Annotated in this window: 16 protein-coding genes; 12 read left to right on the top strand and 4 right to left on the bottom strand. The window is 71.3% G+C overall.

Translation table 11 applies throughout. The features are described 5' to 3' along the window. Positions 1–274: 274 nt before the first annotated feature. Positions 275–472 (top strand): DUF397 domain-containing protein, encoded by a 198-nt coding sequence (locus K9S39_RS17660; protein WP_248864326.1) that lies wholly within the window; start codon positions 275–277, stop codon positions 470–472. A gap of 17 nt (positions 473–489) precedes the next feature. Here the strand turns inward: K9S39_RS17660 and K9S39_RS17655 are convergent, their stop codons facing one another. Continuing rightward, on the bottom strand, positions 490–2118 hold the full coding sequence (locus tag K9S39_RS17655) for an FAD-dependent monooxygenase (protein ID WP_248864325.1): 1629 nt from the start codon (positions 2116–2118) through the stop codon (positions 490–492). A gap of 38 nt (positions 2119–2156) precedes the next feature. Between K9S39_RS17655 and K9S39_RS17650 the strand changes: the two genes are divergently transcribed. Then, complete coding sequence (locus tag K9S39_RS17650; RefSeq protein ID WP_248864324.1) at positions 2157–2837, top strand: TetR/AcrR family transcriptional regulator C-terminal domain-containing protein; 681 nt, start codon at positions 2157–2159, stop codon at positions 2835–2837. 73 nt (positions 2838–2910) lie between these two features. Here the strand turns inward: K9S39_RS17650 and K9S39_RS17645 are convergent, their stop codons facing one another. From K9S39_RS17645 to K9S39_RS17635, 3 genes are read right to left on the bottom strand one after another with little or no spacing between them, the layout of a single operon-like run. Continuing rightward, the gene (locus K9S39_RS17645) at positions 2911–4068 is read right to left on the bottom strand and encodes an acyltransferase family protein (RefSeq protein WP_248864323.1); all 1158 of its coding nucleotides are present in this window, start codon (positions 4066–4068) and stop codon (positions 2911–2913) included. Further along, positions 4065–5414 (bottom strand): alpha-2,8-polysialyltransferase family protein, encoded by a 1350-nt coding sequence (locus K9S39_RS17640; protein ID WP_248864322.1) that lies wholly within the window; start codon positions 5412–5414, stop codon positions 4065–4067. The genes K9S39_RS17645 and K9S39_RS17640 overlap by 4 nt, the downstream gene beginning before the upstream one ends. Beyond that, on the bottom strand, positions 5414–6391 hold the full coding sequence (locus K9S39_RS17635; RefSeq protein ID WP_248864321.1) for a glycosyltransferase family 2 protein: 978 nt from the start codon (positions 6389–6391) through the stop codon (positions 5414–5416). Before K9S39_RS17635 ends, K9S39_RS17640 begins: the two co-directional genes overlap by 1 nt. A 187-nt stretch (positions 6392–6578) precedes the next feature. Between K9S39_RS17635 and K9S39_RS17630 the strand changes: the two genes are divergently transcribed. From K9S39_RS17630 to K9S39_RS17585, 10 genes are all read left to right on the top strand, one after another. Further along, positions 6579–7940 (top strand): DUF6716 putative glycosyltransferase, encoded by a 1362-nt coding sequence (locus tag K9S39_RS17630; RefSeq protein WP_319949562.1) that lies wholly within the window; start codon positions 6579–6581, stop codon positions 7938–7940. 32 nt (positions 7941–7972) lie between these two features. Then, positions 7973–9283 carry an acylneuraminate cytidylyltransferase gene (locus K9S39_RS17625; protein ID WP_248864319.1) on the top strand — a complete coding sequence of 437 codons (1311 nt, stop codon included), beginning with the start codon at positions 7973–7975 and terminating at the stop codon, positions 9281–9283. Positions 9284–9478: 195 nt separating this feature from the next. Next, entirely contained in the window at positions 9479–10411 is a 933-nt protein-coding gene (locus K9S39_RS17620) for an N-acetylneuraminate synthase family protein (protein WP_248864318.1), read from the top strand. A 33-nt stretch (positions 10412–10444) separates the two neighbouring features. Further along, on the top strand, positions 10445–11656 hold the full coding sequence (locus tag K9S39_RS17615; RefSeq protein WP_248864317.1) for a hypothetical protein: 1212 nt from the start codon (positions 10445–10447) through the stop codon (positions 11654–11656). A 138-nt stretch (positions 11657–11794) separates the two neighbouring features. Next, on the top strand, positions 11795–13066 hold the full coding sequence (locus K9S39_RS17610; protein WP_248868838.1) for an amidohydrolase: 1272 nt from the start codon (positions 11795–11797) through the stop codon (positions 13064–13066). Between the two features lie 208 nt (positions 13067–13274). Continuing rightward, the gene (locus K9S39_RS17605) at positions 13275–14306 is read left to right on the top strand and encodes a BMP family lipoprotein (RefSeq protein ID WP_248864316.1); all 1032 of its coding nucleotides are present in this window, start codon (positions 13275–13277) and stop codon (positions 14304–14306) included. A 227-nt stretch (positions 14307–14533) separates the two neighbouring features. After that, a complete protein-coding gene (locus K9S39_RS17600; RefSeq protein ID WP_406707958.1) occupies positions 14534–16060 on the top strand; it encodes an ABC transporter ATP-binding protein in 1527 nt (508 codons plus the stop codon). After that, entirely contained in the window at positions 16057–17220 is a 1164-nt protein-coding gene (locus K9S39_RS17595) for an ABC transporter permease (protein WP_248864315.1), read from the top strand. The genes K9S39_RS17600 and K9S39_RS17595 overlap by 4 nt, the downstream gene beginning before the upstream one ends. Next, a complete protein-coding gene (locus K9S39_RS17590; RefSeq protein ID WP_248864314.1) occupies positions 17217–18497 on the top strand; it encodes an ABC transporter permease in 1281 nt (426 codons plus the stop codon). Before K9S39_RS17595 ends, K9S39_RS17590 begins: the two co-directional genes overlap by 4 nt. Continuing rightward, the gene (locus tag K9S39_RS17585; protein ID WP_248864313.1) at positions 18494–18895 is read left to right on the top strand and encodes a cytidine deaminase; all 402 of its coding nucleotides are present in this window, start codon (positions 18494–18496) and stop codon (positions 18893–18895) included. Before K9S39_RS17590 ends, K9S39_RS17585 begins: the two co-directional genes overlap by 4 nt. Positions 18896–19039 lie beyond the last annotated feature (144 nt).

Genomic DNA, 19039 nt, shown 5'->3' with positions numbered 1-19039 from the left:
CCCCGGACCGGTTCCGGCGGTACGCGACGGTCCCGGGTGGTGGCGGCGCGCCCAGGCGGCCAGAGCGGGCGGCGGCTGCGGGGGCGGGGCGATGCGCAGCCCCAGTTCGAACCAGATGGTCTTGCCGCCCGGCCCGAGCAGCGAGTTGGGTGACTCGGTGGATTTGGCGAACCATCGTTCGCCACTGGACCTGATGGAACGCTCTACGCTTTCGCCCAACGAGTCACAGGAACTCATCTGGTCCATCGCACGCGAACTGTGAGAGGACCGAGGCATGACCGAACTCGATTGGCAGCGCTCATCGTTCTGTGGCGGTGGGGGCAACAACTGCGTCGAGGTGGCCGTGACCGGCGACGGCGCAGCCGTCCGGGAGAGCGACGCCCCGGCTCGGGGCATCGAAGCCGGTCGGGGTGCGCTGCGCGGCCTGATCGTCGGTGTGAAGGCGGGTCCGCTCGGGGAGCGGACCCGCTGACCGCCGCACCGTAGGCGTCACCGCGCGGACGGCACCAGCCCCGCCCCCGTGTACGCCGCCAGCGCCTCCGCGACTCGCACCGTCGCGTCGTTGGCCGGTGCGGCGACGGCCAGGTAGCCGTCCGGCCGGATGAGGAACACCGTCGGCCCGTCCCCGTACGCGTCACGGATGTGGCCGTTCGTGTCGATCAGGTCCGGGGACGGGCCGCCGACGTGGACGGTGCGGACGAGGGACGGGGCCGCGGGCAGGGCGGCCGCGTCGAGGTCGGTCTCGCCGAGGGCCAGCAGGGTGAAGTGCGGGCCGCGGTAGATGTCGAAGAGGCGGGTGGGGGTGCCGTCGGCTGTGGTGCAGGGGGCGTCGGGGGCGCGGTCGCCCGCGCGTAGGGCGTCCTCGGGGAGGTCGGTGCGCAGTTCCCGCGTCAGGGGGCTGTCGCGGTAGCCGATGTCGAGTTGGTGGAGGTCCCTGCCGCGGCGCATCGTGCGGGAGCCGTGCAGGCGGGTGCTGATGTTCAGGATGTGGGCGGCTATGGGGCGGCGTTCGGTGTCGTAGGTGTCCAGGAGGGTGTCCGGGGCGCCGTGGCGCAGGACCTGGCCGAGCTTCCAGCCGAGGTTGTACGCGTCCTGGACGCTGGTGTTCAGGCCCTGGCCGCCGGCCGGGGAGTGGATATGGGCCGCGTCGCCCGCCAGGAAGACCCGGCCCGCGCGGAAGCGGTCGGCCATGGCGGCCTTGGGGCGGTAGACGGACGTCCACAGGACCTCGCGCACCTGGTCGCGGGTGAGATGGGTGCCGGCCGCGATCCGGTCGCGGATGGCCTCGGGGGAGGGGTTCGGTTCGAGGTCGGGGCCCCAGACGAGGCACTGGAAGTGGTCGGTGCCGGCGAGCGGGAGAAGGGCGACGAAGCCGTCGTCCGGCAGCAGCCAGCGGTGCCAGTGGTCGCGGTCGAGGCCGTCGATCCGCAGGTCCGCGAGCAGTGCGGGGCCCATGCCGGCCAGAGTCGGTCCGCTCATGCCGATGCCGAGAGCCTTGCGTAGGGTGCTGCGGCCGCCGTCGGCGGCGACCAGATAGGCGGCGTGGACGGTCTGTGTGCTGCCGTCGGCGAGGGTGAGGCGGGCCCGTACGCCGTCCGAGTCCTGGGAAAAATCGGTGAGTTCGGCGCCGAAGAGGATCTGGCCGTCGAGTTCCCGGAGACGCTCGTGGAGCAGTTCCAGGTTGCGCCACTGCGGGATCATCAGGGCGTTGGAGTAGGGCGTGGCGGGGGTCGGGTCGACGCGTTCGACCATCCGTTGAGTGCTGACGATGCGGCCGTCCTGCCACATGGCCAGGTCCGGGTAGGGGCCGCCGGCCGCCTGGACGGCTTCGAGGACGCCGAGGTCGTCGTAGACCTCCTGGGTGCGGGGCTGGAGTCCGGTGCCGCGGGCGCCGGGGGAGAGGCGGTCCTGGCGCTCGACGAGCAGGGCGCGTACGCCGCGCCGGGCGAGGTCGATGGCGAGGGCGAGGCCGGTGGGGCCGGCGCCGGAGATCAGGACATCGAAGCGGCGACTGGGGCCGTCGTGGGGGGCGTCACGGGTGCTGTCGCGGGTGCCGTGATGGGTGCCGTCGTGGGTAAGCGCTGCACGCTGTACGTCCTTAACGTTGTTAAGTTCCATGGTTCCGAGGGTGCGCTTAACGATGTTAAATTGTCAACATGGCTGTGCGACTCGACCGGAACCTGGTGGTGGAGACCGCCCTGCGCCTGCTGAACGAGGTGGGGCTCGAAGGGCTCACCCTGCGTCGGATCGCGAAGGAGCTGAACGTCCAGGCGCCCGCGCTGTACTGGCACTTCAAGAACAAGCAGGCGCTGCTGGACGAGATGGCCACCGAGATGTTCCGGCGGATGACCGCGTCGCTGCTGGCGGGGACCGGTCCGGAGACGGACGGTCCCCGGGACGACTGGCAGGAGGTGCTGCTCAACGCCTGCCGCGGGCTGCGCCGCGCACTGCTGGAATACCGCGACGGCGGCAAGGTCTTCAGTGGTACGCGGATGACCGACGAGAGCCACGCCGCATCGCAAGAAGCGCTCCTGAGCCGGCTCACCGCGGCGGGCTTCACGCCGGGCGAGGCGGCGCGGGCCTGGTGGACCGCGTACAACTTCACCATCGGCCTGGTGATCGAGGAGCAGTCGGTCCATCCGGACCCGGGTGAGCCGGACAGCCGCGACCCCGCCTACGACCTCGAAAACCGCGCGCGGCGGCTCGGTGAGAGCCATCCGCTCGCGGTCACGGCGGGGCACGAGATGTTCGGCGACATCGAGGCCGGGTTCGAGGCGGGGCTGCGGATCATCGTCGCCGGGGTGGCGGCGACGGTCGGCCCGGACGCCGGGAAGTGACCGGCGGGGCCTGTGGTAACCGGCCCGGCCTGCTGGATCACCGCCGCCTTGGGGCGATGGACCGCCGCCCGGCTCACCGCCGCCGCGGGTCGATCGCCCGCCGCAGCACAGGCGTGAGCGGACGCTCCACCCACCGGTGCAGCACCCACGCCAGCAGCAGCATCAGGCCGACGGTCAGCATCAGCGTCGCGTACGAGGGCAGACGCAAGTCCTGGTGCAGCGCGCGTACGACGGCCCAGCCCAGGTGTTCGTGCACCAGGTAGAAGGGGTAGGTGAGCGCGCCGGCGACGGTCAGCCAACGCCAGTTCGCCCAGCGGAGCTTGCCGAGGGCGACGGCCGCGACCAGCGCGAAGCCGAGCGTCACGACGGCGATGATGCCGGCCGAAGAGCGGTAGGAGAAGCCGTCGGCGGAGGGTGCGTGCCAGAGCCGGACGACCGCGTAATGCTGTCCGATCAGCCAGCTGACCAGCACGATCGCCCAGGCGACCGGATCGCGGGAGCCGTAGCGGTACAGCAGGAAGAGGCCCACGCCGCCGATGAAGTACGGGGCGTACTCCGGCATCAGGACGATGTTGAGGAACGGCTCGTTCGCGGCCTGGGCGAGGGCCGCGGCCAGGGTCCAGCCGGCGCAGAAGAGGACGACGCGGGTGCGGGTGGCGCCCGGGAGGACGACGCAGAGCGCGAAGAGGGCGTAGAAGCGCATCTCGGCCCAGAGGGTCCAGCACACGCCGAGCACCCGGTCCACACCGAGCGGCTGTTGCAGCATGGTCAGGTTTGTCAGCACGTCGCTGGGCGCCAGGGCCCTGTAGGCGACCCAGGGGAGCGCGAAGACCGCGGTGACGAGGAGGATCGCGGCCCAGTACGCCGGATAGAGGCGGGAGACGCGGGAGGCGATGAACGAGCGCAGCGGCCGCCCCCAGCCGCTCAGGCAGATCACGAAACCGCTGATCACGAAGAAGATCTGCACACCCAGGGCGCCGTACGCGAACAGGCCGGAGGCGGTGGGGAACTGATGGGCGGTCGACCCGCCCCAGGCCTGGGATATCTCGCCGTCACGGCCCCCGTAGTGGTACGCGGCGACCATCAGGGCGGCGAGCAGCCGCAGTCCGTCGAGGGCGCGCAGCCGCGTGGCGCCGTCGCGGCCGCGCCCCCGTATGCCGGGTTTCGGAGCAGGGGTGACGGGGGCCGGCGCGGCGGACGCGGTGCCGGCCGTGAGTTGTGGGGCGGTCATCCGTATGCGGCCCGCTTCTTCAGGCGGCGCTGGACGGCCCGCGCCCGGCGCGCGACCCGGCGCACGGTGGAGTTGCGCGGGATGAACGACAGCTGCGACGGGACCGCGCCGGGCAGCGCCAGCGAGGTGAGCCGGCGGCGCTTGAAGTAGCGCCAGGTGTGCCGGTCGAGGTGGGCCTTGAGATAGCGCTCGGCGGCCGGGCGCAGCTCGGGGTAGATCTGGTGCTGCATGGCGTAGCCGACGGCGGTGACCAGGCCGCCGATCTCCCCGGGGGCGGCGTACGGTGTGCCGCCGCGGTCCGCGAGGTCGGGCACCAGCGCGTCCACGATCGTGACCGGGACACGGTTGCTGTTCTGGTACGGCGTCAACCGCTCCAGCAGCAGTCCGGTGCCGGTGCGCGCGGTCGGCAGGTCGTAGAAGGTGGACGCGGTCAGCAGCGCCGTGGAGAAGCAGCCGACGACCAGCGCGGGACGCATCCGCTGGTAGAGGACCTCGGCCAGCACCGGGCTGTCCAGCACGGTCAGCTCGACGTGCAGTTTCTGGGCCTCCCGCTCCAGCATCCGCGACCAGCGGGCCGGCGCGGACGGATGCGGCTTGAAGACGATCTCGCGGTGGCCCCGCTCGACGGCCCCGCGCACCATCCGTACGTGCAGCTCCTCTTCTTCCTCCGGGGTGAGGATGCCGAGCGCGGAGAGGTACTGGCCGAGGAGCAGGGCGGCGCCGTGCGGTACGTCCAACCCGTCGATGCCGTCCGCGAGTTCGGCCAGCACCTTGGTGAAGGCGTCGGTCGGTACGGTCTGCGCCTCGACGCCGAACTCGGTGAGGAGGAGGGGGGTCAGGCCCGGCACCAGGTCCAGGTGCAGCAGCCGGTTGACGCGGGTGCCGATCAGGGGGGCGAGCTTGTCGCGGGTGGGGCCGTAGCTCATCAGGCCGTCGGCGTAGACATCGATGGGCGCCTCCGGGAACAGCTGGGCCACCGCCATCGCCGGGTTGACCTGGATGGATTCCACGATCAGCTCGACCTGGGAGTCGCCCAGGCCCCACAGCAGCCGCAGATACCGCTCCCACAGCGGGACGTCGTCCGGCCGCGGGGACCAGCCGCCGGGGTGGAACGGGCTGATCGTCTCGTTCCAGGACAGGACGCGGTCGAAGCGGCCGCGCAGCCGGTCGAAGCCGGGCATGGTGTCCAGCGACGGGGTGGTCTCCGGGGTGGTGGCGTTATTGCTGAGCAGCAGCAGCCGGCGGTCGGCCGGTGCGAAGCCGTCGGCGTCCAGGGCGGCGGCGAGGGTCGCCGCGCCGTACAGCGTGGACGCCATGAAGATCTGGGTACGGGGCCGGGTGGGCATCAGGCGGCGACCTCCGCCGGGACCGGGCGGCGGCGCACCCGCCGCAGCCGGGACGCGCGCTGCACATCCATGGAATCCAGTGCTTCCTTCAGTACGTCCTGCGGCATGCGTCTCATGGCCGCGGCACTCATCGTTCGCAAGGTGCGGGCCACCTGCGGCTCGAATCGTTCGATCGAACCGAGGTGGTGGGAAATGATCGCGCAGTAGGTGCGCACCGCTTTCGGGAGCAGCAGATGCGCGTCCCGGTCCTGCGCGGTTTCCTCGATCACCTGGTCGAAGGCGCGGATGAAGTCCAATTGCCGCACGTCTCCGATCTGGGTGAGCGAGGACGTCACACCGCGCCGGTAGAAAACGCCGAGCAGTCCGACCACGGCCATCGACTGCGCCTCGCGGTGCAGCCGCCAGATCCACGGGCGGTCCTCGGCGGTACGCAGTCCGTGCCGGAAATGCAGGATTCCGTCGTCGAGCAGTCTGCGGTGGTAGATCCCGGCCCAGGCGAAGGCGTAATCCACGGAGGTGGAGCGGTCGGTCGGCAGGATCAGCTCACGGGGGTCCAGGACGACGCCGCGCCTGCCGTGCGGGACGCGGTGCACGGTACGGGCGCGGGCGGTGCACTGGACATGGTCGGTGCGGACGAAGTCACAGCCCAACTCCTCGATGGCGCCGAGGAGTTCCGCGAAGTAGCCGGGGGCCAGCCAGTCGTCGCCGTCCAGGAAGGTGAGGAACTCGCCGCGGGCCTCGTCCAGTCCGGTGTTGCGGGCGGTGGCCAGGCCGCCGTTCTTCTCGTGCCGCAGGAGTCTGGCGCCCGGCAGCTCGCGCTCGGCGCGCTGCAGGATCTGCGGGGTCTCGTCGCGCGAGCAGTCGTCGACGAGCAGGAATTCAAAGTCCTCGCGGGCGTTGGCCGCCAGGCTTTTGAGGGTGTCGGGCGCGTATGTCTGCACGTTGTAGAACGGCACGATGACGGAGAGCTTAACCACTCGGGTGACGTTAGGTGCGGACTCGGCATTCGTCTTTACGCAGCGCGGACTTAAAGGTGAACGAAGAATGGCGGGATGGTTAACCAGGCTGGTAAACGAGCCGGTTCGCTGTTCGTCGACCCGCTGTTAACCCTTTGTTGCGGCTCAGTTGGCCCGCGAATCGTGATGCCTTCCTAGCGTCTGCGGCGTGCCATCACGTACCAGTTCTGCGCCGCGGGTCGCGGTACTCGCCGATTCGGACACTCGGTGGAAATGGGGCGCTTTGACAGCGTACCGGATCCAATCGGACATCCGGCTCGACGGCTACCTGCTCCGCGGCCGCGCCACTCCCACGGTCCGCCAACTCGACGAGGTCGGCGCCCGTGCGGACTCGCTGCGCGAAATCCGCGGCGTGGACTTCCTGGAGCACATGAAGGACAGCGTCCGGTCCGTCGACCGTACCCGCGACGACGTCGACCGTACCCGCTATGACGTGGTCGTGCTGGCCTGCGTGGGGGGTGCGGTGCAGGCGATGCTGCACGGCCTGGCCCGCGCCTGGCGTGCGGCGGAGCACCGCCCCGTCGTCGTCACCGGCTATGTCGGCGTGGTCTACGAGAAGCTCGCCGACGGGCTGCTGCTGCGGCACGGCGCGGATGTCGTGCTCGCCAACTCCCGGCACGACGCGGACCGGTTCCGCGCGGTCTACCGGGGCGTCGGCGCCGATGACAGCGGCATCGTCGAATGCGCCCTCCCCTTCCTCGGGGGCGACGCCTACCCCGGCGAACGCGCCCCGTACACCGTGGTGTTCGCCGCCCAGCCCTCCGTCCCGGAGAGCCGCGCCGACCGTACGTACCTGCTGCGCAGGGCGGTTGAGCACGCCGGCAGGCACCCCGACCGCGAGGTGCTGATCAAGCTGCGCAGCAAGCCGGGCGAGCACACCACGCACATCGAGGAACTGCCGTACCAGAAGCTCGCCGCCAAGGTGCCGGGCGGACTGCCCGCCAACTGCCGTCTGGTGTACGGGAACATGGGGGAGGCCCTGGACCGCACCGACCTGCTGGTGACGGTCAGCTCCACCGCCGCCCTGGAGTCCCTGCACCGCGGCATCCCCACCGCCGTCCTCACCGACCTCGGCATCCGCGAGGTGCTCGGCAACCACCACTTCCTCGGCTCCGGCTGCCTCGCCTCCTGGGACGAGCTGGACGCCGGACACCGCCCGGAGCCCGACCGGGAATGGCTGGCCCGGCAGGGCGTGGCGGCCGACGGCGACTACGCGACGGCCTTCGACGCCGCCCGCGCCCGGGTCACCGCACTGCGCGAGGCCGACAGCCTGCCGCCCCTCACCCCGTACTACACACCCCGCACCGCCCCCGGCTACCTCCCCGGCATCCTCGCCCGGCACGGCCTGGACCCGCACGGAGAGCCGCTCCCCGGCTACGCCGACGCCCCCGAGGAGACCCGCGGACTGCGCCGGGTCGCCCGCGAGACGGTCCGCGAGGCCGCCCGCGGCGCCTACCGCCACGGCGTCCAGCGCGTCGCCCCCGCCATCCGCCGCTGGGGGCAGCTGTGATTCCCGACCCCCGCTCTAGCAAGGAGCCCGCAATGGCACCCACTGTCGTGGCCGTCATCCCCGCCCGCGGCGGATCCAAGGGCGTCCCCGCCAAGAACCTCGCCGCCGTCGGGGGCGTGCCCCTGGTGGCCCGCGCGGTCCGCGCATGCCGGGCGTCCCGCCTGGTCACCGATGTCGTCGTGTCCACCGACGACGCCGGGATCGCGGCCGCCGCCCGCGGCGCCGGAGCGGTCGTCGTACGCCGCCCCGGCGACATCGCGGGCGACACCGCCACCAGCGAGGCCGCGGTCCTGCACGCCATGGACGGCTACGAGGCCGAGCACGGCACCGCCGTCGACGCGGTGCTGCTGGTCCAGTGCACCAGCCCCTTCCTCACCCGCGAGGACATAGACGGCGTGGCCGCCGCGGTCGTCGAGGACGGCGCGGACAGCGCGCTGACCGTCGCGCCGTTCCACGGGTTCGTCTGGCGGGACGCGGCCGATGACGCCGGCGACGCGGGTGTGGCCGCGACGGTCGGCGAGCGGTCGGCCGGTGCCGCCGCCCCCGTGCCGTCCACCGCCACCGTCACCAGCGAGGGCGGCTACGGCGTCAACCACGACAAGTCCTTCCGGCCGCGCCGCCAGGACCGCCCGCAGGACCTGCTGGAGACCGGCGCCGCCTACGCCATGGACGCGGCCGGCTTCCGCGCCAACGGTCACCGCTTCTTCGGCCGTACGGAACTCGTCCGCACCGACCCCGCCCGGGTGCTGGAGGTCGACGATCCGCACGACCTCGCCCGCGCCCGCGCGCTCGCGCCGCTGCTGGACGCTCCTGACGCGGACGCCCTCGCCGGTTCCGCTTCCCCCCACCTCCCGGCTTCCCCCCACCTCCCGGCCATCGACGACATCGACGCGGTGGTCCTGGACTTCGACGGCACCCAGACCGATGACCGGGTGCTGATCGACGCCGACGGACGGGAGCTCGTCGCCGTGCACCGCGGTGACGGCCTCGGCGTCGCCGCGCTGCGCAAGGCCCGGCTCAAGCTGCTGATCCTGTCCACGGAGCAGAACCCGGTCGTCGCCGCACGGGCCCGCAAACTGCGGGTGCCCGTCCTGCACGGCATCGACCGCAAGGACCTCGCCCTCAAGCAGTGGTGCGAGGAACAGGGCGTGGTGCCCGAGCGCGTGCTCTACGTCGGCAACGACGTCAACGACCTTCCGTGCTTCGACCTCGTCGGCTGGCCGGTGGCCGTCGCCGGGGCGCACGACGTGGTGCGCGGCGCGGCCCGCGCGGTCACCGCCACGCCCGGAGGAAGCGGCGCCATCCGCGAAATCGCGGCCTGGCTCCTCGGCCCGTCCCTGTAACTCCCGCCCACCAGGTCTGTAACCCGTTACAGGCCGCCCGCCCTCCCGTCGCCCGACCTCCACCCCCAGAAGACGGCGCTACGCGCCGACCCGCCCTCCCGTCGCCCGACCTCCACCCCCAGAAGACGGCGCTACGCGCCGACCCGCCCTCCAGATCCACCCACCCCTTTTGTCAACAGCCAAAGGAACCTCCCCATGAGCAGCAACTCCCGCATCCGCACCCTCGGCAACCGCGAGGCCGGCCCCGGCCGCCCCGTCTACGTCACCGGCGAGATCGGCATCAACCACAACGGCGACCTGGAGAACGCGTTCGCCCTGATCGACGCCGCCGCCGACGCCGGCTGCGACGCCGTCAAGTTCCAGAAGCGGACCCCGGAGATCTGCACCCCGCGCGACCAGTGGGACATCGAGCGCGACACCCCGTGGGGCCGCATGACCTACATCGACTACCGCCACCGCGTGGAGTTCGACGAGGACGGCTACCGCGCCATCGACGAGTACAGCAAGAAGCGCGGCATCGCCTGGTTCGCCTCCCCCTGGGACGTCGAATCGGTCGCCTTCCTGGAGAAGTTCGACGTGCCCTGCTACAAGGTCGCCTCCGCCTCGCTCACCGACGACGAGCTGCTGCGCGCCATGCGCGCCACCGGCCGCACCGTCATCCTCTCCACCGGCATGTCCACCCCGAAGCAGATCCGGCACGCCGTCGAGGTCCTGGGCAGCGACAACATCCTGCTCTGCCACGCCACCAGCACCTACCCGGCCAAGGCCGAGGAGCTCAACCTGCGCATGATCAACACCCTGCAGGACGAGTACCCCAACGTCCCGATCGGCTACAGCGGCCACGAGACCGGTCTGCAGACCACCCTCGCCGCGGTCGCCCTCGGCGCCACCTTCGTCGAGCGGCACATCACCCTCGACCGCGCCATGTGGGGCTCCGACCAGGCCGCCTCCGTCGAGCCGCAGGGCCTGACCCGCCTGGTCCGCGACATCCGCACCATCGAGGAGTCGCTCGGTGACGGCGTCAAGAAGGTCTACGAGAGCGAGCTCGGCCCGATGAAGAAGCTGCGCCGCGTGGCCGGCGTGGTCGCCGAGGCGGAGGCCGCCGAGCGCGAGCCCGCCGCGGTCTGACGGTTACCCGAGGCCGACAGGAGCCCCCACACCGTGAGCTCACCAGAGGGGACCCGCACCGAGCCGACCGCGGCCGGCGCGCAGGTCCCGCCCGAGGAGACGGCGGGTACTCCCGCCCGCCGTCTCCTCGGGGTGCCCCGGCAGCGGAACCACCGCACGCCCGGCGAGGAGAAGGCCCGCGCGGCCACCACGAAGCGGGGCACCCTGGCCTTCGTCGAAAGCCCGGTGCAGCTGCTGAACACCCTGGAATGGGCACACGCCGTGCAGGCGGCGGAGCTCACCGTCGTCGTGCTCTCCCCGCACGACCCGATGACCCGTGGCCAGCTGCGCCGGATGGCCGAACTCGCCCGCGACGAGGGTCACACGGTGCGCTGGGAGGAGGCCCGCGGCGGCGCGACCGCCCCGCTGCGCACCATCGGCGGCCTGGCCCCGCTGCTGCGCCGCGCCCGCCGGATCGTCCTCGGCGACCCGTTCTCCCGCTACGTCCAGCTGCTGCTCACCCTCACCCGGGCCCGCGATCTGGTCGTGGTCGACGACGGCACCGCCACCATGGAGTTCATCTCCCAACTGGCCCGCGGTGAACGGCTGGTGCGCTGGCACCGGCACGGCAGCGGACGCGGCCCCCGGGACCTGGTCTTGGCGCCGTTCGCGGCCACCGCGCGCCGCCGGCTCACCCCGGCCCCCGAAGGCGGCCGGCGCACCGTCGGCCTCTTCAGCTCGATGCCGGTCGACGCACCGCCCGGCGTCCACGTCACCACCAACGAATTCGCCTGGACCCGCGAGCGTTTCGGCCCGCCCCGGCTGACCCGCGCCGCCGACATCGTCGGCACCTCGCTGGTCGAGACCGGCGTCGTCGACGAGGACCGCTATCGGGAGGCGGTCCGCGCACTGGCCCGTACGCACGGCGCCACCCGCTACTTCGCACACCGCCGGGAGAGCACCGACAAGTTGCGCCGGCTCGCCGCCGAAACCGGTCTGGAGGTCGTCCGCCCCGATCTGCCGCTCGAACTGATCGCCCGGCGCGGCCCCGTCGGACGGCTGATCGTCAGCTTCCCGTCGACGGTGGTGCACACCCTGCCGCTGGCACTGGTCGGCACCGAGGTGAAGGTGGCGGTGTGTGACATCGACCCCACCTGGCTGACGGCCAACGCGTCACCGCGCGCACAGGGGTTCCTCGACGGCGTCACCGGCACCGCCCGCGACGTGCAGCGACTGCAGTTCGGGCAGCGAATGGCCACCGGATGAACCCCTTTCTCTACCCGTCGCGTACAGAGTCCATGCGCCGGGCGGCGTAGATTTTCTTCCCCTAAGGGGCTGAACTTTTGTTGATCGAGGGTGAGTTGCCCCCTCCGGCCCCGTAACCTTCAACGGGTGAACCAACTGATGTCCCCCGATGCCGACGCCGCCGACACCTGCGATACCCCCGCCGGGAATCTGCTCCCCGGCACCCTGACCGAGGAGCTGCGCGCCGAACTCATCGCCTTCCGCCGCGATTTGCACCGGCACCCCGAGCTCGGCAACCAGGAGTTCCGGACCACGGCGGCGATCAGGGCACGTCTGGAGCAGGCCGGTCTCACGCCCCGCGTCCTGGACATCGGCACCGGCCTCATCTGTGACATCGGTACGGAGCCCGGGGCCGTCGGCCCGCTGCTGGCCCTGCGCGCGGACATCGACGCGCTGCCCATCCCGGACACCAAGACCACCCCCTACCGCTCCACGGTCCCCGGTCGCGCACACGCCTGCGGGCACGACGTGCACACCACCGTCGTCCTCGGCGCCGGCCTGGTGCTCGCCGAGCTGGCCCACGCGGGGCTGCTGCCGCACCCGGTACGGCTGATCTTCCAGCCCGCCGAAGAAGTCCTGCCGGGCGGCGCCACCGACGTCATCGAGTGCGGCGCCCTGGAAGGCGTCGGCCGGATCCTCGCCGTGCACTGCGATCCACGGGTCGACGCCGGCCGGATCGGGCTGCGCGCCGGAGCGGTCACCTCGGCCTGCGACCGGCTGGAGGTGGCACTGGACGGCCCCGGTGGGCACACCGCACGGCCGCATCTGACCACCGACATGGTCACCGCCGCGGCCCGGGTCGCCCTCGATGTGCCGGCGCTGCTCTCCCGCCGGGTCGACGCACGGGCCGGCCTCGCCGTCACCTGGGGCCGGCTGGAGTCCGGGCACGCCTGCAACGCGATCCCGCAGCACGCCGAACTCTCCGGCACCGTCCGCTGTCTCGATCTCGACGCCTGGCGCGCGGCCCCGGACCTGGTGCATGCCGCGATCGACGAGGTCGCCACGCTGCACGGCGCGAAGTCGCAGATCAACTATGTGCGCGGGGTGCCGCCGGTGGTCAACGAACCGGTCAGTGCCCAGCTGCTGCAGGACGCGATGGCCGCCCGGCGCGGCGCCCACACCGTCGAGGACACCGAGCAGTCCCTGGGCGGCGAGGACTTCTCCTGGTACCTGGAGCAGGTCCCTGGCGCGATGGCCCGGCTCGGGGTGCGCACGCCCGGCGACGTCTCGCGGCACGATCTGCACCGCGGGGACTTCGACGTCGACGAGGAAGCCATCGCGGTGGGTGTGGAGATGTTCACCGCGTGTGCGCTGCTGGTCGGCCGCTGGCCCCAGGCAGTGCTCTCACAGGACCCGCCTTCTGCCGCCTGACCAGGGCTTTTGACCATCCGGAGAGGGTGCGGCGGCGCCTTTGGACGGCCGCTCGTGGTTTCCTCGGCGCTCCCAACGCCTCGAATCGATAACGTCCGCGCCGTGGAGGGTTTTGCGCCAGGTCTACGCGCGTTAATCTCCCGGTGCCAAGCCCCACCGGGGGCGCTGCCAGCCCCGATGGGGGCGCTTCGAGCGAAGGGAAGGCCCCGTGCGTCGGGTCATCAGGATTGCCGCCGCGGCCGGCGCCAGCGCGGTCCTCGCGCTCACCGCCACGGCCTGTGGGCAGAGTTTCGCCGAGGCCAACCGCGCCAAGCACGCCGGCGTCGGACTCGCCTTCGACATCGGCGGCCGCGACGACCACTCCTTCAACGAGGCGGCCGCCCGCGGCATCGAGAACGCCCAGCACAAACTGGGCGTCAAGGCCAAGATGCTCACCGCCAAGAACGGCGAGACCGAGGCGGACCGCGAACAGCGGCTCACCTCCTTCGCCGAGGCCGGATACAACCCGGTCATCGGTGTCGGCTTCGCCTACAGCCAGTCCGTCGAGAAGGTCGCCAAGGACTTCCCCGACACCACCTTCGGCGTGGTCGACGCGGTGCCGGAGGGCAAGAACGTCGACGCCATGGTCTTCGCCGAGCACGAGGGCTCGTACCTGGCCGGGGTCGCCGCGGCGCTGAAGAGCAAGACGCACAAGGTCGGCTTCATCGGCGGGGTGAACAACGCGCTGATCCAGAAGTTCCAGGCCGGATTCGAGCAGGGTGTCCGCGACACCGACCCGAAGGCCAAGGTCACCTCGCAGTACCTCTACCCGAACAACGACAAGGGCTTCAACGACCCCGCGGCCGCCAAGGCCAAGGCCGCCGGCATGATCGACCGCGGTATCGACGTGATCTACACGGCGGCCGGACAGTCGGGCGCCGGATCCATCGAACAGGTCAGCAAGCACAAGGGCGTCTGGGCCATCGGCGTCGACTCCGACGCGTACCGGCAGCCGGGCCTGGCCCGCTACAAGGACCACATCCTGACCTCCGTGGTGAAGAACGTCGATGTGGCCGTCTTCGACCTGGTCAAGAGCGTCGAGGACGGGAAGCCGCTGACCGGCGTCCACGCCTACGACCTCAAGCACCGGGGTGTCTCGCTCGCCACCTCGGGCGGCTTCATCAAGGACATCCAGCCGCAGATCGACGCGGCCCGGAAGAAGATCGTCGAGGGCAAGGTGAAGGTCAAGGAGACGCCGTAGCCCCGGACGTCACCGCCCCGGGGACCGCACCCCCGGAGGCGCGGGCCGCGTCCCCTGCCCCCTGCTGACCTTCCGGCCGTCCGGTCCCCGGGTCTCCCGCCGTCCTTCCGCACCTTCATCCCCGAGGGGAGTGCGCCATCAACGCAGCATCCACGAGCAGCCGCCCTGCCGACACGGGCCACCCTGCCGTCGAACTCAGCGGCATCACCAAACGGTTCCCCGGTGTCGTGGCCAACCACGACATCCGTCTGACCGTGCGCCGCGGCACCGTCCACGCCCTGTGCGGCGAGAACGGCGCCGGCAAATCCACCCTGATGAAGATCCTCTACGGCATGCAGAGGCCGGACGAGGGCACCATCACGCTGGACGGCGAGCAGGTCGCCCTGCACACCCCGGCCGACGCCATCGCGCGCGGTATCGGCATGGTGCACCAGCACTTCATGCTCGCCGACAACCTCACCGTCCTGGAGAACATCGTCCTGGGCGCGGAGAAGCCGCACGGCATCGCCGGCGGCGCCCGCGCGAAGATCAAGGAGATCTCCGACGCGTACGGACTGAACATCCGGCCCGACGTGCTCGTCGAGGACCTCGGAGTCGCGGACCGGCAGCGGGTGGAGATCCTCAAGGTCCTCTACCGCGGCGCCCACACCCTGATCCTCGACGAGCCGACCGCGGTCCTCGTCCCGCAGGAGGTCGACGCGCTCTTCGACAACCTGCGGGAGCTGAAGTCCGAGGGCCTGACCGTCATCTTCATCTCCCACAAGCTGGGCGAGGTGCTGTCGGTCGCCGACGACATCACCGTCATCCGGCGCGGTACGACCGTGGCCTCGGTCGAGCCGGCCGGCACCACGCCCAAGCAGCTGGCCGAGCTGATGGTCGGCACCGAACTGCCGTCCCCCGAGACCCGCGAATCGACGGTCACGGACGTACCGATGCTGCGGGTCGACGATCTGCATCTGTCGGCCACCGACTCCGACGGCGTGGTCCGCACCGTCCTGGACGGCATCTCCTTCACCATCCACAAGGGCGAGGTACTGGGCGTCGCCGGTGTCGAGGGCAACGGCCAGGCCGAACTGGTCGAGGCCATCATGGGCACCCGCGACCCGGACCACGGAACCGTCACCCTGGACGGCACGGACCTCTCCCACGCCTCCACCCGCAAGCGGCGCGAGGGCGGCATCGGCTACATCCCCGAGGACCGCCACCGCCACGGCCTGCTGCTGAACGCCCCGCTGTGGGAGAACCGCATCCTCGGCCACGTCACCGAGCGGCCCAACAGCAAGGGCAAGCTCCTCGACCTGGCCGGCGCCCGCAAGGACACCGAGCGCATCGTCGAGGAATACGACGTCCGCACCCCCGGCATCGAGGTCACCGCGTCCTCCCTCTCCGGCGGCAACCAGCAGAAGCTGATCGTCGGCCGCGAGATGAGCCACCAGCCGAAACTGCTGATCGCCGCGCACCCCACCCGCGGCGTCGACGTCGGCGCACAGGCACAGATCTGGGAGCAGATCCGCGAGGCGCGCCACGAGGGCCTGGCGGTGCTGCTGATCTCCGCCGACCTGGACGAGCTGATCGGCCTGTCCGACACCCTGCGGGTGATGTACCGCGGCCGGCTGGTCGCGGACGCCGATCCCGCCGTCATCACCCCGGAGGAGTTGGGCTCCGCCATGACCGGTGCCGCCGGCGGCCACCTCGGCACGTCGCACGACGACACATCAGCGGACCACGGCGAGCGGGGAGGTGACCAGGAATGAGCACCGCCCCCCAGAAGACCCGGAAGAGCCCCACCGTGGACGCCATCGCCAGAAGCGCCACCCGGGACAAGGTGATCCTGGCGATCGCCGCGCCCCTCCTGGCCGTCGTCGCCGCGATCGTGATCAGCTCGCTGGTGTTCCTGGCCTCGGGCGAGAACCCGCTCCGGGCGTACTGGATCATGGTCGACTACGGCCACTACAGCGACAGCCAGGTCTGGATCATCAACAAGGCGGTGCCGTACTACCTGTCGGCACTGGCGGTCGCCATCGGCTTCCGGATGAACCTCTTCAACATCGGCGTCGACGGCCAGTACCGTCTCGCGGCCTTCGCCGCCGCGGCCGTCGGCGGGGCCATCGCCCTTCCCGGCGCCCTCCAGATCATCCTCCTCATCGCCATCGCGATGTTGGTCGGTGCCCTCTGGTCCGGCATCGCCGGTCTCCTCAAGACCACCCGCGGCGTCAGCGAAGTGATCACCACGATCATGCTGAACGCCATCGCCGCTTCGCTGATCGGCTACTTCCTGCAGGACGGCCGGCTCGCCATCAAGGACGGCAACCTGCTGCACACCCCGTTCCTCCCGGAGTCCAGCCACTTCTTCACCTTCCCGACCCACCCCAAGCCGGTCTACGGCTTCGTGGTGATCGCGGTACTGGCCGGAGTCCTGTACTGGTTCGGCATCAACCGCACCCGCTTCGGCTTCGACCTGCGCGCCGTCGGCGCCTCCGAGCCGGCCGCCGAGGCCAGCGGCGTCAGCGTCAAGCGCATGATCGTCATGAGCATGGTGCTGTCGGGCGCCGCGGCCGGCCTGGTCGGCATGCCCACCCTGCTCAACCAATCGTTCAACTACGGCACGGACTTCCCGGTCGGCATCGGCTTCACCGGAATCGCCATCGCGCTGCTCGGCCGCAACCACCCGGTCGGCATGGCCTTCGGCGCGCTGCTGTGGGCCTTCCTCGACCGCACCGGCGGCCGCCTCGAATTCGTGGGCTACGCCCAGGAAATCGTCGGCGTCATCCAGGGCGTCATCGTGCTGTGCGTGGTCATCGCGTACGAGATCGTGCGCCGCTACGGGCTGCACCTCCAGCAGCGCAAGGTCGGCGAGGAACTGGCCGTCCTGGCGCGTACGACGGACAACAACAAGCCGGAGGTGTCGGCGTGAGCACCGACCTCAAGTCCGCGACCAAGCTCGTGGTCCCCGGAAAGAGCGGCCGGCGCCGGCTGACCTACCCCTGGGTCCTGCTGATCATCGCTGCCGCGATCGTCGTGGTCGCCACTCTGCGGGCGGTCACCGGCACCGCCGACCTCACCTCCACCGGCCAGTTCGGCGCCGCGCTGAGTGCCGCCGTGCCGATCGGCCTGGCCGGTCTGGGCGGTCTGTGGTCCGAACGCGCCGGCGTGATCAACATCGGCCTCGAAGGCATGATGATGCTCGGCTCGTTCGCGGCCGGCTGGATCGGCTGGCAGCACGGCCCCTGGGCCGCCGCAGTCGCCGGAATCATCGGCGGCGCACTCGGCGGACTCATCCACGCCGTCGCCACCGTCACCTTCGGCGTCGACCACATCGTCTCCGGTGTCGCCGTCAACATCCTGGCGCTGGGCGCCACCCAGTACCTGGCCACCCTGTGGTTCGGCGCGGAGGGCAGCGCGGCCGCGGCGGCCGGCGGCAACGACAAGCAGTCCCCGCCGATGGCCGATATGCCGACGTTCACCGTGCCCGGCCTGGCCGACTGGCTCAACTCCGTCGAAGGCCACCACTGGTTCCTGGTCTCCGACCTCGCCGGGATACTCGGCGCCGCGGTCACCCACGTCTCCTGGCTGACCGTCCTGACCGTGGCCCTCTTCGTCGGCAGCTTCTACCTGCTGTGGCGCTCGCCGTTCGGTCTGCGGCTGCGGTCCTGCGGCGAGGCCCCGGTCTCCGCGGAGACCCTGGGCGTCAGCGTCTACCGCTACAAGTACGCGGCGGTCCTGATCTCCGGCGCCCTCGCCGGCCTCGGCGGCGCGTTCCTCTCGATCGGCGTGCACTTCTACCAGGACGGCCAGACCGGCGGCCGCGGCTACATCGGCCTGGCCACGATGATCTTCGGCAACTGGCGGCCGGGCGGCGTCGCGATGGGCGCGGGCCTGTTCGGCTTCATGGACGCGATGCAGCTGCGCAGCGGCGGCCCGACGGTGCACGCCCTGCTGCTGGGCCTGGCGGCCCTGCTGGCCGTCCTCGCCCTGCTCCGCCTCCGCGCCGCCAAGCGCACCCAGGCCGCGCTCTCCGCGACCGTCGCGGGCCTGCTCGTCGCCTGGTACTTCCTGGTCGACACCGTCCCCCTGGAACTGGTCGAGGCCAGCCCGTACATTGCCACCCTGCTCGTGCTGGCGCTCTTCTCCCAGCGGCTACGGCCGCCGAAGGCGATCGGCAGGCCCTACCGCCGAGGAGAAGGCGGATGACGCACCACGTGCCGGTCGACTGGACCGCACTGCGGGCGCAGGCCCGGGACGCCATGTCCCGGGCCTACGCCCCGTATTCCGGCTATCCCGTCGGCGCCGCCGCCCTGGTGGACGACGGCCGCACCGTCACCGGCTGCAATGTCGAGAACGCCTCGTACGGCCTCGGCCTGTGCGCCGAATGCGGCCTGATCTCCGCCCTGTTCGCCGGCGGCGGGGGGCGGCTGACCGCCTTCACCTGCGTCGACGGCGAGGGCCGGCTTCTCGTCCCCTGCGGCCGCTGCCGCCAGCTCCTCCACGAGCACGGCGGACCCGGCCTGCTCGTCGACACGGCCGCCGGTATCCGCCCCCTGGCGGAACTGCTGCCGGACGCGTTCGGGCCGGGGCATCTGGCGAGGTAGCGTCCGGCTGCCTGGCGGGGGAACGTCCGGCTACCGCCGGTCGGGGTAGCCGGACGGGCATCCGGACCGTACCGCCGGCCCGCGCTTCCGCACCCCGCACGCACCACACCACGCACAACTTCTCTCTATGCGTGTAGAACGGAC

This window comes from Streptomyces halobius, assembly GCF_023277745.1.
Taxonomy (GTDB): domain Bacteria; phylum Actinomycetota; class Actinomycetes; order Streptomycetales; family Streptomycetaceae; genus Streptomyces; species Streptomyces halobius.
This window is presented reverse-complemented; position numbering and strand designations above follow the sequence as displayed.

Coding starts and splice junctions, on each gene's coding strand:
- K9S39_RS17660 (WP_248864326.1), top strand. CDS start 275: ATGACCGAACTCGATTGGCAGCGCTCATCGTTCTGTGGCGGTGGGGGC.
- K9S39_RS17655 (WP_248864325.1), bottom strand. CDS start 2,118: ATGGAACTTAACAACGTTAAGGACGTACAGCGTGCAGCGCTTACCCAC.
- K9S39_RS17650 (WP_248864324.1), top strand. CDS start 2,157: ATGGCTGTGCGACTCGACCGGAACCTGGTGGTGGAGACCGCCCTGCGC.
- K9S39_RS17645 (WP_248864323.1), bottom strand. CDS start 4,068: ATGACCGCCCCACAACTCACGGCCGGCACCGCGTCCGCCGCGCCGGCC.
- K9S39_RS17640 (WP_248864322.1), bottom strand. CDS start 5,414: ATGCCCACCCGGCCCCGTACCCAGATCTTCATGGCGTCCACGCTGTAC.
- K9S39_RS17625 (WP_248864319.1), top strand. CDS start 7,973: ATGGCACCCACTGTCGTGGCCGTCATCCCCGCCCGCGGCGGATCCAAG.
- K9S39_RS17620 (WP_248864318.1), top strand. CDS start 9,479: ATGAGCAGCAACTCCCGCATCCGCACCCTCGGCAACCGCGAGGCCGGC.
- K9S39_RS17610 (WP_248868838.1), top strand. CDS start 11,795: ATGTCCCCCGATGCCGACGCCGCCGACACCTGCGATACCCCCGCCGGG.
- K9S39_RS17595 (WP_248864315.1), top strand. CDS start 16,057: ATGAGCACCGCCCCCCAGAAGACCCGGAAGAGCCCCACCGTGGACGCC.
- K9S39_RS17585 (WP_248864313.1), top strand. CDS start 18,494: ATGACGCACCACGTGCCGGTCGACTGGACCGCACTGCGGGCGCAGGCC.